Below are 1,101 nucleotides of genomic sequence, written 5' to 3' on the forward strand. Positions count from 1 at the left end.
GGGCATGTCCGCCTGCCGATGCAGCCGAACCCATTTATGCAGCTGGTTGGCGTTCACCCCGGCCTTCAGCGCCAGCCCAGACAAAGATGCACCCGGCTGCAGGCAGGCCTCCACCAGCCGTCGCTTGTCCATGGAATCGAAGCTGCGCTTGCCGCCCACTCCAACGCGGGTCACCCGCAACGGCAAAAATGCAAGGTCATCCTGGGTCATAAATTGCGTCCGCAAGTTGTGGTTGCGGACGCAATCGTGGATCTTGCCAGACGCAAAAGCTAGGTGGGGGAAATCGAGCGCTTACGATCATCGGGTACCCTTCACGAATAACCAAGCTGAGCGCGACATCCGTATGCCCAAGCTCAAGCAGAAAGTCTCGGGCTGTTTCCGCAGCCAGGACGGCCGCGACGCCTTCTGCACCATCCGCTCCTATCTGACCACTTTGCGTAAGCAATCCATATCACTCTTTGAAGCCCTGGCTCACGCGTTCGCCGCCAACGCGCTCTCGCCTATGCCGGCTGCTGAATAGTTTACAAACCAGCGTTGTTTGACGCAGCGCTAATGCATAGCAAATAAACCACGTGTAACCCTGCAAGTCCTTACTATGATGGAACGCACAATATCAAACTCCATCATAAAGGCCGGGGGGCTTTATGGCACAGCGTATTCAGGTTCTCTGCATCAGCAAGACGAATAGGCAGCGTAGGCACGAGGCCATTTCGCATATCGGCGGAAAGAATGCCGACGGGAGTCGGTGGAACATGAGGGAGAAAGACGCTATTAACGGGATTGAGACGGGTAAGTGGAACTTCTATGGCTCTTTTGAAATTTGAATGGGTTATGCCGCGTGCGGATTGATCGACGCGAAGTTGAGCTTGCCGGCGATCAGGAACAGCACGGTGCGCATAGTTTCGAGGTTTGCGTAGCCACGAGCGCGTCGCTTGGCGGCTTGAAACAGGCCGTTGAGTGCTTCCAGAAAGCCGTTGGTCTGGCGCGTCTGGGTCCATGCGACGATGCCGTCGAAATGCTTGCGTATCATGCGGGCGACCTCCTTCATCGGTTCAACCTTGGAGCGCATCACGTTGGTACACCACTGCTCGAGCATCGCAC

At 56.3% G+C, this 1,101-nt stretch carries 2 protein-coding genes and 1 pseudogene; 1 reads left to right on the forward strand and 2 read right to left on the reverse strand.

Features of this window, described 5'->3' with window-relative positions; translation table 11 throughout:
- A partial coding sequence (locus GCT19_RS42150) for a transposase (RefSeq protein WP_152855043.1) occupies positions 1-210 on the reverse strand: 210 nt, incomplete at its 3' end.
- A 94-nt stretch (positions 211-304) separates the two neighbouring features.
- Here GCT19_RS42150 and GCT19_RS42155 point away from each other — a divergent pair.
- A pseudogene (locus GCT19_RS42155) lies at positions 305-520 on the forward strand (IS66 family transposase); the annotation flags it as partial.
- Between the two features lie 309 nt (positions 521-829).
- Here the strand turns inward: GCT19_RS42155 and GCT19_RS42165 are convergent.
- The coding region (locus GCT19_RS42165) for a transposase (RefSeq protein WP_193727426.1) at positions 830-1,101 on the reverse strand (272 nt) is incomplete at its 5' end.

The sequence above is a fragment of the Paraburkholderia atlantica genome (assembly GCF_009362785.1).
Classification (GTDB): Bacteria; Pseudomonadota; Gammaproteobacteria; order Burkholderiales; family Burkholderiaceae; genus Paraburkholderia; species Paraburkholderia atlantica.